The 13235-nt window shown below is 52.8% G+C and carries 11 protein-coding genes; 7 read left to right on the top strand and 4 right to left on the bottom strand.

Translation table 11 applies throughout. From position 1 onward, the window contains the following. Window positions 1-11 precede the first annotated feature (11 nt). From LOC67_RS06640 to LOC67_RS06630, 3 genes are read left to right on the top strand one after another with little or no spacing between them, the layout of a single operon-like run. Entirely contained in the window at window positions 12-1349 is a 1338-nt protein-coding gene (locus LOC67_RS06640) for a phosphatase PAP2/dual specificity phosphatase family protein (protein ID WP_230261747.1), read from the top strand. Between the two features lie 43 nt (window positions 1350-1392). Further along, window positions 1393-2004, top strand: coding sequence for a CDP-alcohol phosphatidyltransferase family protein (locus LOC67_RS06635; protein WP_230261746.1), 612 nt, complete (start codon window positions 1393-1395; stop codon window positions 2002-2004). A gap of 21 nt (window positions 2005-2025) precedes the next feature. After that, a complete protein-coding gene (locus LOC67_RS06630) occupies window positions 2026-3891 on the top strand; it encodes a bifunctional alpha/beta hydrolase/class I SAM-dependent methyltransferase (protein WP_230261745.1) in 1866 nt (621 codons plus the stop codon). Window positions 3892-3952: 61 nt separating this feature from the next. Here the strand turns inward: LOC67_RS06630 and LOC67_RS06625 are convergent, their stop codons facing one another. Both LOC67_RS06625 and rpe read right to left on the bottom strand, forming a co-directional pair. Beyond that, window positions 3953-4546, bottom strand: a complete 594-nt coding sequence (locus LOC67_RS06625) for a histidine phosphatase family protein (RefSeq protein WP_230261744.1) — start codon at window positions 4544-4546, stop codon at window positions 3953-3955. Further along, window positions 4543-5232 (bottom strand): ribulose-phosphate 3-epimerase, encoded by a 690-nt coding sequence (rpe, locus tag LOC67_RS06620; RefSeq protein WP_230261743.1) that lies wholly within the window; start codon window positions 5230-5232, stop codon window positions 4543-4545. Before rpe ends, LOC67_RS06625 begins: the two co-directional genes overlap by 4 nt. 380 nt (window positions 5233-5612) lie before the next feature. On the opposite strand from rpe, the gene LOC67_RS06615 reads away from it, so the two are divergent. The 3 genes from LOC67_RS06615 to LOC67_RS06605 all read left to right on the top strand — a co-directional run bounded on the left by LOC67_RS06615 (window position 5613) and on the right by LOC67_RS06605 (window position 10820). Beyond that, entirely contained in the window at window positions 5613-6713 is a 1101-nt protein-coding gene (locus LOC67_RS06615; protein WP_230261742.1) for an NAD-dependent epimerase/dehydratase family protein, read from the top strand. Window positions 6714-6912: 199 nt separating this feature from the next. Next, on the top strand, window positions 6913-9993 hold the full coding sequence (locus tag LOC67_RS06610) for a hypothetical protein (protein ID WP_230261741.1): 3081 nt from the start codon (window positions 6913-6915) through the stop codon (window positions 9991-9993). A 17-nt stretch (window positions 9994-10010) separates the two neighbouring features. Further along, window positions 10011-10820, top strand: coding sequence for a hypothetical protein (locus LOC67_RS06605; RefSeq protein WP_230261740.1), 810 nt, complete (start codon window positions 10011-10013; stop codon window positions 10818-10820). On the opposite strand, the gene LOC67_RS06600 is transcribed toward LOC67_RS06605, so the two are convergent. Both LOC67_RS06600 and LOC67_RS06595 read right to left on the bottom strand, forming a co-directional pair. After that, entirely contained in the window at window positions 10766-11365 is a 600-nt protein-coding gene (locus LOC67_RS06600; RefSeq protein ID WP_230261739.1) for a hypothetical protein, read from the bottom strand. The genes LOC67_RS06605 and LOC67_RS06600 overlap by 55 nt on opposite strands. Then, on the bottom strand, window positions 11355-11729 hold the full coding sequence (locus tag LOC67_RS06595; protein ID WP_230261738.1) for a DUF4112 domain-containing protein: 375 nt from the start codon (window positions 11727-11729) through the stop codon (window positions 11355-11357). The genes LOC67_RS06600 and LOC67_RS06595 overlap by 11 nt, the downstream gene beginning before the upstream one ends. A gap of 222 nt (window positions 11730-11951) precedes the next feature. Between LOC67_RS06595 and LOC67_RS06590 the strand changes: the two genes are divergently transcribed. Beyond that, window positions 11952-13055, top strand: a complete 1104-nt coding sequence (locus LOC67_RS06590) for an endonuclease/exonuclease/phosphatase family protein (protein ID WP_230261737.1) — start codon at window positions 11952-11954, stop codon at window positions 13053-13055. Window positions 13056-13235: the final 180 nt, after the last annotated feature.

The raw sequence follows: 13235 nt of genomic DNA, 5'->3' as shown, positions 1-13235 counted from the left end.
CGGGACATCGCATGAACCCCATCTCGCCAATTCGCGACAAAGACGCAAGCCGGTCACCAAATGCCAAGCCGACATGGCCGGAATCCGTCATGGTGGCTGCCGTCACATCGGCTTTGTTTCTGATGTTCTATGGTGGGGCCGCGTTTTTGACTTCTTACCGACAAGACGTTGGAACCTGGTACTACGAATGGGAGAAAGCGATCCCATTTGTTCCCGCGATGATCATTCCATACATGTCCATCGATCTGTTTTTCGTGATCGCGCCCTTTGTATGTTCCACTCGTTCTGAACTACGTGTCTTGGGCCAGCGACTATCAGCGATTGTGATCGTCGCTGCCGTTTGCTTCTTGGTCTACCCGCTTGAACTGGCTGTCGAGCGGCCGCAGCCAAGCGGCTTCTTCGGTTCGATCTACACCTGGTTTACGGCGATGGATAAGCCGTTCAACCTTTGCCCATCGATGCACATTGCGCTGCGGACCGTTTTGGCGGTTCACTTCGGAAGGCACTGCCGTGGCCTTTCCAGGGTGTTGATGAATCTTTGGTTCTGTTTAATCGGCCTATCAACTTTGCTGCTGTACCAGCATCACTTTATTGACGTCGTTGGTGGTTTCGTTCTGGCGGTGGTGGTGATGTATGTCTTCGATGGATTGGGATGGAAGCGAAAAGCCACACCGGACTTCGGGATCGCTTCGATCTATGGAGCTGCCAGTTTGCTACTGATCGCACCTATGGCTTGGATTCCGAGCTGTGGTTGGCTGACGCTTTGGCCAGGCGTGGCTTGTGGCATCACTGCACTCGGCTATCTCAAGTTGGGCGATTCGATCTACCGCCGCAAGAATGGCAGGATTTCATGGCCAGCCAGGATATTGATGGGACCGGTGCTCGCAGGACAATGGCTTTCTTGGAAGTACTACGCAAGACGATCAAATGTCGCTGATCATGTCGTCGACAACGTGTGGATTGGTCGCTTGCCAACAGCATGTGAAGAACGCCAAATCGAACAGAACGCAATTGGTGCGGTGGTCGATGTTTGTGTCGCGTTCAACGAAAATTCTCAGTTGCTGGAACTTGAGCGTCTTGAATTGCCAATTCTTGATCTGACCGCGCCAACAGAGAGCCAAATCGAAATTGCGGTAAGGTTTATCGAAGCCAATCGGCATCGTGGGGTTCTGATCCATTGCAAGGCCGGTTATTCGCGTAGCGCCGCGATCGTCGCTGCTTGGCTTGTCAAAACCGGGCGATGTCGGTCAGCCGAAGCGGCTTTCGATCGGATCCGGCTATCTCGTCCGGATATTGTTGTTCGACCTGAAATACGTTGCTTGCAGTTCGGAACCGTCGCGACGGCTTAGTTGCCGTCCGGTCGCCGTCAAACAGTTCACCCGAGATTAAATCATGCCCAGCGTTTACGACTTAAAGCCAAAGTTTCAATCGGTCCTTCGACCTGTCGTGAGGTTCCTCGCCAGCCAAGGCGTGACGGCGAATCAGGTCACTCTTTTTGCCGTCTTGATCTCGGTTTGCCAAGGGCTTTTGGTCGTACTGTTCCCGATGTCCTGGTGGGCCTTGGCGATGATGCCGGTGGTCTTGCTAATTCGCATGGGGCTTAACGCGATCGACGGTATGTTGGCAAGGGAGTTCAACCAGAAGAGCAACTTGGGAGCCATCCTGAATGAACTCGGGGACATTGTGAGCGACGTTTGTTTGTACTTGCCACTCGCATTGGTTTCACAGCTTTCGGTTTGGTTGCTGGTGCTGTTTGTGGTCCTAGCGGTCATTGTTGAATTTGCAGGAATGACCGCGATTCAAGTTGGTGGAGAACGTCGCTATGACGGCCCGATGGGAAAGAGTGACCGCGCCTTTTGGGTTGGCCTACTTTCAACCCTATTGGCAGCCGGATGGATCAATGCATCGGTTGCAAGCGGCTATCTGGTTTGTCTGATCTTTTTGTCAGTAATCTCCGTTTGGAATCGCTGCCGGAAGGCTCTTCAATTGCAGACCGCGATTTAAACTCAAACCAAAGCCTTCGCCGTGACGACAATCACCCTTCGCCAAAATGTTTCCGAGCAACAGCCCGAAGAACGGTGCGAGTCAGCACCGATCGCGGCAAGTGCCCTGCACCGTAGCCGCTCAATCGCTGAAGCTCCAAAGTCCAGTTGCAAGGAACGAAGATCAGTCGAGGATTCATTTGTTGCAAGTGACGGGCAAATCATCTTTTATCGCTATTGGCGACCTGCCAGCGAAAGCCAACGATCGGTTTTGTTGTTTCACCGTGGGCACGAGCATTCCGAAAGATGGCAGGAGTTTGTCGAAACAAGTGAGCTCGATGACTGTTGGTTTTTCGCCTGGGATGCTCGCGGTCATGGACGGACACAGGGGGCACGTGGTGCTGCCGAAAGCTTCGCGCGGATGGTTCAAGATGCCGACGAATTCGCTTGCCATCTTTCGACAAAGTTTGGTTTGCCAATTTCGGAAATGGGTGTCGTCGGTCAAAGCGTTGGTGCGGTTTTGGCGGCGGCTTGGATTCACGACTATGCCCGACCGGTGCGAGCAATGGTGCTGGCGACTCCTGCCTTGCGCATCAAGCTTTATGTGCCGCTAGCGATTCCGGGGTTGCGATTGCTTCACAAGGTTCGGCCCCAAAGCTTTATCAGCAGCTACGTTAAGCCCAAAATGTTGACTCACGACCATGATCAAGCCAGGCGTTACGCAAGCGATCCGTTGATCTCACCTCAAATCGCTGTCAACGTATTGTTGGACTTGTACGATAGCTCAACCAGATTGATGGATGATGCTTCAGCGATCACAACACCAACATTGATGTTCGTTTCGGACAAAGACTATGTTGTGCGAAACGATGCGCAGAAACAATTCTTTGCGGGGTTGTCGTCTTCTGACAAACAACTTGTTGAGCTGAAGGGGTTTTATCACAGCACATTCTGGGAACGCGATCGTGCCCAAGTTATCAAGCAAACGTCCGCATTTCTTAAGCGACAATTCGTGGGGCCAAAGATCCCCGCGAGCAGTCAGCAATTGGCTATCCCGTCCGAAAGAAAGTATCGCAAGCTGAAAGAGTCGCAGTCGATAGCGTCGTCGGCTTGGTATTCGCTGCAGCGCTTAATGTTGAATACGGCCGGTCGACTTAGCCGTGGTGTTCGCATCGGTTGGAAAAGTGGATTCGACAGCGGTCAGTCGCTCGACCATGTTTATCGCGACAAGGCCGAAGGGATTTCGTCCGTTGGTCGAATGATCGATCGCGGTTATCTGGATGCCGTTGGTTGGAAAGGCATCCGACAACGAAAAGTTCATCTAGAGCAACTGCTGGATCAAACTATCGCCCAAGCAACTCAAGAATTCGGTGAAGTTCGTATCCTGGATATCGCGGCCGGACCTGGACGATACGTTCAGGAAACGATCAAGCGAAACTCTGATACCCAAATCACCGCAACGCTCTGTGATCGCGATGCTGGTGGGTTGGAAGAGGGAATGCAAATTTCCAAGTCGCTAGGCATCGGTGATCGCGTCGAATTCAAACAGAGTGACGCTTTCGATGCCGACTCAATTAGGAAGGCGGCCGGCGATAAACCGGTTCAGATCGTGATCGTCTCTGGGCTTTATGAATTGTTCCCGGACAACCAACCAATCGAAAAGTCTTTGGCAGGAATCGCGAGTGTGCTTTGCGATGGTGGGTGGCTGATCTATACCGACCAGCCTTGGCACCCACAACAAGAAATGATTGCGAAGGTGTTACCCAATCGCGATGGAGACCCTTGGGTGATGCGTTGCCGCAGCCAGGGAGAGATGGACTCACTTGTTCGCGAGGCCGGAATGCACCGCGAAAGATTGCTGATCGATCGCTGGGGAATCTTTAGCGTTGCCAAAGCACGTAAGGTTTGATCGAACAGGCACTGATTAGGCAGCATTGCTGATCGGAACCAATCTTGGACATTGAGTCCAATTAAATCTCAGTTTCGATCAGTGTCCAATTCGCCGAATCGGTTTCGTGTTTCCAAAGGCTTTTCAGTTCTTCGCCGTTGAGGATATTTTCGGCGACCGACGCGAGCGGTTCTGGAATAATCAGTCCGATCACACCGTCACGAGCCTTTTTGGTGCATTTGCGAATCGCCTTGCTGATGCGAGTTCGTGCATCGCCCAATGGTTCGCCGCCGGGGGCGCAGAACACCTCGGGATGTTCGATACCCAAGCGATATACGCGAGGATGATTTCGTCGAACTTCGTCGATCAGTTTGCCATGCCACAGCCCATGATCCAGGTTGCGAAATGCTTCGACCATTTTGACTTTCGTGTCACAGCCTTGGCGAACCAAACGCTTGGAAAGTCGTCGAGCGGTCTCCGATGCACTTTCGCAAGGCGCGTAATAGATCGTCCGCAGATCAAAGTGGGCAAGCTGTTCGGTGAGCGCATTGACCTGCTCGTCGCCACGAGAGCTCAATGGCATGTCGAGGCAGCCCTTCATGCGACCCTGTTCATCAAAATCTGTCGCGCCTGGCCGAATCAGCAAGACACGAGTCATCGTTGCGGTTCGGCTCATGAGACGGCTCCGTCGATCGCAGCGTCTAAAAGCGAGATCGCAGACTTGTAGTCGTCTTTCTTGAATATTGCAGACCCAACCACAAACAGATCGCAGCCAGCTGCGCGAGCCGGGCCGATTGTCTCGCCATCGATGCCACCGTCAATTTCCAGTAGCAGATCGGGATGAGACGATTTCAGTGAACGAAGCTTCTCAAGTGCAATCGGATTGAACTTTTGACCGCCAAAGCCTGCTTTGACGCTCATCACTAGAACCATGTCCACGATATCGAGGCAGGACTCGATCGCACTCAATGGGGTGTCAGGGTTTAATGCGACACCGACGCCAACATCGAGATCTTTGATGCTTGCTGCGACAGCGGCAGCATCCTCGACGGCTTCGACATGAAACGTCAGTAGGTCCGCGCCCGCATCCACCATTGGTTTGGCGTATGACAACGGATCCGTGATCATCAAATGGACATCCATTGGCAAGTCACTATGCCGACGGATTCCTTCGACAATCGGCATCCCATAGGTCAGGTTGCCAACGAAGTTTCCGTCCATGACGTCCAGGTGCAGAACTTCTGAACCGGCGTCTTCCAAGCGTGCGATTTCACCTTTCAGATCGCCGAAATCACACAGCAATAAGCTTGGCAGAACACTTGGGGCAGACTTGCGAATAATATCCAGCTTGTCTCGCGACATGCAGTTCAATCTCGTTTCTTGGACAAGCGGATCGGCATCGGTGCCAAATGGTTGGACTCGGCCCTATCCTTGGACACCGACAGCAATCCCAAGTGAAGGCTCTGCGGGAGCCGTGTTCGGGCGAAAGTACGCCGAACGGGGATGCTGGAGTCAATCCGCTGAAAATCGATCAGCAGACAGGTTGGTCAACGGGTGGGTACCTTGTCAATTCACCTCGTCCGGTTCACATGGTAGCCAAGGTGGAATCCTGCTACGTTTCCAAACGGATTTCCTCGATCTTGGCTAATTGGATGCCCTGGCAAGGGAATTTAAATCAACATTAAAAAAGAATCGAAAGCTAGCCCGCGAGTCGGCTTTCGTCCTCGAATATTGAGATCGATATGCGGATCCTCGTCACCGGTGCGACGGGCCTCCTCGGTAACACCATCATTCGCGAACTTGCTCGACAGGGCTATCACTCGATCGCGTTCGTCCGCAAACGACCCGATCCAGAGGTTTTTCAGGGGATAGAGCTGAACCCGAAGCAGCCGATCGCCCAAGCTGATCAAACCGATGGGCTGGAGGTTTTAGAGGTCATCGAAGGCGAATTTGCAGACGATCCGACAAGCAATGCGGACGGGCAAAAGAACGATGGGCAGCCATCGGGCGATGCTGTTCCGATCGAATCGGCAATCGAATCCTGCGATGCCGTTATCCATTGTGCAGCCATGATTCATCTTGGCTGGAAGCAGCAAGCGGAATCGATGCGCGTCAACCGAGATGGCACGAAGCGGATCGCACAGGCATGTTTGCAGCAAAGGAAGCGTTTGATCTATATCGGAACCGTTAACGCGATCGCGCTGGGGTCTCGAGAAATGATCGCTGACGAAGATACACCGCTTGCGCACGCGGGTGGCCAAGTTCCATGCGCATACGTTGAAAGTAAGCGAGCAGGAACCGAAGAGGTTCATCGTGCGGTCGCATCAGGGCTGGACGCCGTGATCGTGCATCCAGGGTTCATGCTAGGCCCATGGGATTGGAAACCAAGCAGCGGAAGGATGCTGATCGAGGTCGGTAAAAGTTGGAAACCGGTGGCACCGCGTGGAGGTTGTAGCCTCTGCGATTCACGTGATGTCGCCAAAGGCGTGGTTTCCGCGATTGACTACGATGGTGAATCAGGGCGTCAGTTCATCATGGCTGGACACAATCTGACTTACCGCGAGCTTTGGACGGAAATGGCCAATCGCATGGACAGCCGTCCCCCGGTTCAAACATTGGGACCCGGTGTCGAATACTTGGCGGGGCTCGTTGGAGACTTATGGACCAAGGTCAGTGGCAATGAAACGGACGTCAATAGTGCCCAGGTCAGGATGAGTGGGCAATACCATTGGTACGACAGTTCACGTGCAATTCGCGAATTGGATTACGAAATCCGTAGTGCGGACAAAACGCTTGATGATGCGGCTGAATGGATTCGCAATCGATTCGTCTTGCCTTCGTAGCCGCTCGGCGGCTAAGGTCAGGTTCCTGCGCTGATTGCAGGTTGATTTTGGGGCAATTTATTCGACACGAGAGAGCGGATCTCTGTCGTTGCACTCAAGTGATGCCTGGAGGGCGTGATTGACTTTGCGGTCTGACTGGGCGATCGATTCCCAACGCAGCCATAAACTGACTATCCCATCCAACCACTGAACGATGTTGATGCAAGGACAAGGAAGTCCGAGCGAACGCAGCAATGTGTTCCGAGATCGGCCGACAGGCGTGTTGTTGATGCGCGTGATGCCAACTGAGTTGTTGCTGCATGTTTTGGTTGTCATCTCGCTGATCATTGCCATTGCCGATAGTAAGCGGCAAGCTTGTGCTGCCAACCCCGTGGCAAATGTTCATCAGCGTTCCGCCAAATTTCAGTCGCTCTACGATGGAACAACCAAGCCATTCCGACTGAGGTGTTCGAGGGCTTCCTGGCCGATTACGAACGTATCCGATTCATCAGCACTGTCTGTTTCCATTGACTCGCTCGCCAGCCATGCCGGCGCCAGATTGCGACTCCAATACGAATTGGTTCAAGTCCAAAGCGGGAATGTCGTCGCACGCGAACAAACGCAAGTCACGTTGGACTCCGAAGGCAATTCGGAACCCATCTCAATCGCATCAGATTCCCCAGACCAAGCCGGAGTCTATGAGATTCGTTTGCGGTTGTTAGAACCCAAAGACAAGATCTGGGACCGCTTTTCGCTACGCGATAGTGAGACGGTTGCTCAAATACAAACGCCGTGGGTGACGGTCGAAGCGGCATCAAGCGAATTAAACGTTGCTTCAGAGCTTGAACTCGGGGCGTCGACAACGATACCACTTCGCTGGATTTCGGTCGGCGCTGCGACGCGTTTTGATGCAAACCATTGGATCGGTACACGCTGGATTCCTGACGCGACTCGGTTTGTTCCTGGTGCAAAACGTGTTGGTGAATCCCTTCCGATCCCTAGTTGGAGAGATGAGAGTCCTCTGAAAGATCAGCTTCTGAAGGCGAAGGCAAATGTGATCGCGGTAATGCCAGCGATAGCGTCAGGTGAACTTGGTCAAATCAGGCTTTCGCTTCAATCGGCCTCGAATCTGAAAGAGCCCACGAAGTTACTGATTGAAGTTTCACCGACACCGGAGTTCGATGGTCCGGTTCAGGAGCAATTCCTCTCAATCGCTCCACAAATCGATGCCGCCTTGCCGCAGCCAATCAAGCTTGGCGATGTCAACGTGCTGCATCGTGGGAGCGGTGAGCCTCAGTTCGTCCGTCTGACAAATCAGAATGAGGTTGGCGATTTTTCAATTCTTTCGTTTGAGCTTTTCCGTCGATCCCTTCCAAGCGAACAAAGTGCGGAAGAACAAGCACAAGCGTCAGGAGACGGCGGAGGCCAAACTCGCGAACTTATCTGGTCGACCAACTCATGGCGGTGGGCTGGGCAATTGGTTGATGCTCCGACGAGAGCGTCGATATCGGGGCGGTTTGCCGCGAGCACCAGTTTGTTGCATGTGATCGAAATGGCAACGCGTCGTATCGATGACCATGCAAGTTGGCTTCAGTACGATAAAATTCTCGTTCGTTTGGGCGGGGCGGAGCCACACAATCATCTGATCGACCGACGCGTACTTGAACAGTTGGTGCAATTCGAATCCAACATCGAGTTAGAACTGAGCAGCCAAATCGCGTTCGAAGCGTTTGAGAACTGGAGCCAATCTATCGGAACAACCGTTGATGTGATTCGTCACCCGGGTTCCCAGACCATTGATGCGGCCGTAGTCGATATCAGCCCGGTTGATGATGTAGAGGGACATGCCCTGGTTGAGCCGCTGCGTAACACGGATTTGATTGAGCGTATTGTTCGTGACAGTCCAGCGAGAATCGTGATCAAGTCCGATTCGATTCCAGTGGCGATTGACGCTCAGCTTCAAAACACAATCGCTCAGATTCGCATGATCCCACTATCGATGCGAACGATTCCCAGCAGCGATGCGTCATCATCACAATTGGGCGTGCACGTTTTTTCAACAACCGGGCCACAACAGTCCACTCGATTGACAATCATCAACGAGGCTCCGTGGACGAATGAGGTGCGACTGGCAACACCGTCCGCGGTCAGACTTGTCGATTTGGTGAGCAGTACGGTCTATTCCTCGGACGACAAGATCGTCTTGGGGCCGTCGTCCATGATGAATCTGATCGCGGAAGAGTCCAACCTATCGATCCGTAGTTGGCAGGCAAATTTTCAGTCACAGGACCTCGCTGTAGAAAACGTCAAGTCACTCGTTTCAACCGTCGTCAACCAAATTGGCACATTGGGCTCACCCGGCGAGTATGGGGGGCTGCGCAACGGAGACTTTGAGACTCCCGGAAAAGTCGGGATCGTCGGTTGGATGCATACACAGTATCCGGCAGACGCGATCCAGCTCGATGCACAAGAAGCCAGCCAAGGCGATCATTCGATTCGTATGTTCTCGAACGCTCAGATCAATGGCGGCGTGTGGATTGTCAGCGAACCGATCAAAGTTCCTGTGTCCGGACGGCTTGCCGTTTCGATGGCTATTCGGGCCGAAGCCAAACCAGTGGTGAATCCCATCAGGCAAACTGCTGCTGAGATGATGCTGAATTTGGATGCAGGCACGATCGCAAATGCGTCAGGGACTGCGGCAAGCAATCTCTCGGGCAATCCTTCAGAAGGTGCCGCCGGTGCAGAAATTGCTAAGAACGATGCCAAACCGAGACCACCGAGTCACGACATTCGTGTTTCATTGGAAGGCATCCGGGGGGGCGAGCCGGTCCGATTCATTTCACAATTGTCAGTGCCGTCGGATGGCCAATGGCAGACGAAAAAGAACGTTTTGGAAATCGACGGTCTCGATCCGGCAGATCTAGAGACAATTCGATTGACAATCGACAGTTTGTCACCCGGTAAACTGTGGATAGATGAAATCCGACTACACCATGAATTTGCAACAAAGGCGGAACGATCACATTTACAAGGTAAAGTGTTTCTAGCGATCCAGGGTTTGCAGCGTGGCCAATATGCTCCCGCTGCGGAGTTGCTGCGTAACCGATGGGCGCGACATTTGCTTACCCAGTCAGACTCACATGTCCGAGTACCATCATCTGGTGCCGGAGGAAGGAATTCCGAAAAGGAACTGCAACCCACTGCCGAACTAAATTCGACAGAAGACAGTCCAAACAAAGAAAATCGTGAAAGCGTTGCGGAAAGAATCCGCGACTGGCTACCACGTCCGATTCGATTCTAATTTTCTTGCGAGGCACCATGTTTAAACGTCTGATCAAGCGAGTCTTGCTGGTCTGCGTAGGATTGGTTGCTGCAGCGTCGATCAGCGCATGGTGGGGATACCGCCAGACAAAGAAAGTCCCCGAGTTCTATCAACGGGCGATTTCGACATCAAAAACGTCGACCGCAGAAGTCGTTCAGTCGAGCGAGAAGATGCAGGCTCGTGTCGAGCAATTGCAAGCGGATGTTGAACAGGCTGGCCTTTGGGAAGCCGTCTTCGCTGAAAATCAAATCAACGCGTGGTTGATCGATCAGATGCCACGTTACTTTAAAAAGTTGCAAGCCAAGGGACTGCAGGACCCGCAAATCAAAATCGACGAAGGCAACATCATTGCCGCCGCCCAAATCAAAAGCCGTCGCTTTGAAGGTGTCGTTTCCTGTGATCTGGGAATTCAGATGACGGATCAACCCAACTGCTTGGCAATCAAAATTAACTCGATTTATGCCGGTGCGCTGCCACTGCCCTTGGTCAGCATTCAAGACAGCATTTCGAAGATCTTTGCCAAATCGAGTCTGAATCTTCGTTGGGATACGCATGACGGAGAGACCGTCGCGTTGATCGACATCCCGCAGAAGTACGAAGGGATGGATGCTTCGCCAGTGATTGTCGAATTCATCGAACTTGCCGAAGGGCAAATCAGTTTTGCAGGACGGTCAGGCGAAGGCACTCTCGCGGAGTTCGAACCACGTGGAGCGGTCTATCGAATCGCATCGGCGGAAGATCGACGTGATTCTCAGCTGACTTTTCCAATCCACAGCGTCCACGGCGAAGGCGTCGCGATCGATTGACGGTCCGGCCTTGCGTTGTCTGTTTTGAAAGCGACTTCGATGTCCGTCGCTCCCCAGTCGAACGTCGACGTTTGGATTTTTACCCGGAATGTGAACTGCTCTTCGTTGCGACTGGTTGAACGAATGATGCCGGACGTAATTCGTTCAACCGTACCGCGATCGCCACCGATGTCTCCTTGGAAATCCAGGTAAATCTGTCGGTGATCGGCAAGCCGGATCGCTTGGTGGTTTCCCCAAACGCTGAATGGCTCTGTCGCGTGTTGTTGGGTGATCAATGGGTCTGTCGCCCAGGTCCAGAGCTTTTCCGAATGGCTATGTTGAAAAAGCCAGTCCCAGTGGCATTCACCAGCAGCGATTTCAGTTTGGCGAACCAAGCTCGCCTGATCCAATGAATTAGGTTTCGCACCTTCGGTTCGCTTGAAGGCGTTCCCGATTCGGTGACACAGCAACGTAAATCGCCAAGTGTCGTGTTGAGCATCCGGTGGATGGATGCCGTCGTGGGATTCGGAATCCGGGATGTCGTTTGGGGATGAATTACTCGGCATCGGAGCGGATTCCGTAAATTCGTTCAACCTCTTTTTCCAATAGTTTTGCGTTGCGGTTATTGGACTTCCAGAATACGTCGAACACGTCCCCCGCGATCGGGATGGTTCCTAACGTCGAATCGACGAACAGGTTGATAAACATCTTCAACAGAGTTCGAAAGGAAACTCCCATTCGGGCGGCTTCGACAATCAGCCACAGGCTAACGACTGCTGTCGCCACGTCACCAGCCCCTGGCAACAAACCCACAAGGCTATCGAGCCCCAGACGAATACCTGTTCCGGGGATAACGAAGCGACTGTCCAGCCAAGACGCAATCCGGCGGACCCTTGCGACTCTGCGTCGAATGTTTTCGTACTCTGACATTGGATTGCTATTGCCCCTGGAGCGGTTTGTTCTCTATAGCGGCACGTAACCTGCGTTCCGTAGGCGCACTGACCGGTTTTGGGGAAAAGTCCTCAAGGCTGGGTGGTTCGGAACGTTTGGTGTCATTTAGGCAGCAGGTTACATCAACTCGCAAAATTCATTCCTTTGGCAACTTCGTTCCATTAGGTTGCACGACACAGCGGATTCGGCAAGGAGGCCGGAGTGGGACTTTTTTCGAAACGTCGTAAGAAGAGCTCATTCAAAAGCAGCCTACCGTTCCTCCGTTGGTTTGGCCCCGGAGCCACGTCTGCGGGGGTGTTGTACGCTATCTATCTGTTGCTGACCGGTGGATTGAGCTTCTCGTCACTGGACGACTTTCTTTCCGAAGACGCCGACACAAGCTTTCGCGGCGAAACGGTTTCTTTAGAGCAGTTGGAAGCATCGCCAGAAGACAAGATTTTGTTGGCGACATTCAATATCGAAAACTTTGGCACGAAGAAATCTGATACGCGGCTGAATGAACATGGTGTCGATGTGATGGGCACGCTGGCTCAGATCATCAGCCGATTCGATCTCGTGGCAGTACAGGAGATTCGAGGGAAGGACGGCGCGGCGCTGCAAAAACTGATCGATTTGCTCAATCAATCTGGTGGAGCTTTTTCGGCAGTCATCAGCGAACCGATTGGCAATGAAGCTCGGCAAGAGTGCTACGCGTTTGTCTACAACCGAACGCGCATTCGATTTGTCCCTGGCAGTGCCTATGTGGTTCTCGATAGTGGCGATCGGATGTACCGGGAACCAATGGTCGCGTCATTCCAAACGGTGCTACCAGCAGGGAGCGATCAGATCCCGTTTCAATTCACCGCGATCAATGTTCATACTGACCCCGATAAAGTGGACCCGGACGATCAGGACAGCGAGATCAACATTCTGGCAAGCGTTTTTCATCGCGTGCGCGACTTTGAATTCAAACTCCGAATGGAAGAAGACTTCATCCTGATGGGAGACTTGAACGTCGATCCGGACCACCTGGGGCAGCTCTCGCAGATCAACGGGATGATCTCACTTGCTGGTGATATCAAAACCAATGTCAGTCGCAGCAAAACCAATGATCATATTCTGATCGATCGCAATGTAACCGCGGAATACGCCGGGCGAACCGGTGTTGTCAGCTTTACTGAAGATCTTTCGCTTTCGCCGGAGCAAGCGGACTCCATCAGCGATCACCTGCCTCTGTTTGCTGAATTCTCGCGATTCGAAAGCCCTGCTGCGACGGCATCAGTATCCGCTGGGGTGGCAAGCAGCCGCACGCGAGAGCTGCGCTAATCAGTATCAAGGTTGGGCTAAACCGTCAGGCCTCGCGAGTTGCCAAAACCTCTGTAATCGCGGTTCATCCTTAGGCTTAGATTTCGCGGTGGCCTGTGCCTTTGGGTCACCTTGGCAAAATCGCCTTCAATTTGGCGCACAATCGCCTTGCCTTCTGCATACTTTTTAGGTTTGTCCAAT

It is taken from the genome of Stieleria sp. JC731 (genome assembly GCF_020966635.1).
GTDB lineage: Bacteria > Planctomycetota > Planctomycetia > Pirellulales > Pirellulaceae > Stieleria.
The sequence above is the reverse complement of the archived record's forward strand: the minus strand, read 5'-3'. Positions and strand labels throughout refer to the sequence as shown.

What these genes read in the sequence shown, in the direction of transcription:
- LOC67_RS06640 (WP_230261747.1), top strand. Translation starts at nt 12, where the DNA reads ATGAACCCCATCTCGCCAATTCGCGACAAAGACGCAAGCCGGTCACCA.
- LOC67_RS06635 (WP_230261746.1), top strand. Translation starts at nt 1,393, where the DNA reads ATGCCCAGCGTTTACGACTTAAAGCCAAAGTTTCAATCGGTCCTTCGA.
- LOC67_RS06625 (WP_230261744.1), bottom strand. Translation starts at nt 4,546, where the DNA reads ATGAGCCGAACCGCAACGATGACTCGTGTCTTGCTGATTCGGCCAGGC.
- rpe (WP_230261743.1), bottom strand. Translation starts at nt 5,232, where the DNA reads ATGTCGCGAGACAAGCTGGATATTATTCGCAAGTCTGCCCCAAGTGTT.
- LOC67_RS06615 (WP_230261742.1), top strand. Translation starts at nt 5,613, where the DNA reads ATGCGGATCCTCGTCACCGGTGCGACGGGCCTCCTCGGTAACACCATC.
- LOC67_RS06610 (WP_230261741.1), top strand. Translation starts at nt 6,913, where the DNA reads ATGCAAGGACAAGGAAGTCCGAGCGAACGCAGCAATGTGTTCCGAGAT.
- LOC67_RS06605 (WP_230261740.1), top strand. Translation starts at nt 10,011, where the DNA reads ATGTTTAAACGTCTGATCAAGCGAGTCTTGCTGGTCTGCGTAGGATTG.
- LOC67_RS06600 (WP_230261739.1), bottom strand. Translation starts at nt 11,365, where the DNA reads ATGCCGAGTAATTCATCCCCAAACGACATCCCGGATTCCGAATCCCAC.
- LOC67_RS06595 (WP_230261738.1), bottom strand. Translation starts at nt 11,729, where the DNA reads ATGTCAGAGTACGAAAACATTCGACGCAGAGTCGCAAGGGTCCGCCGG.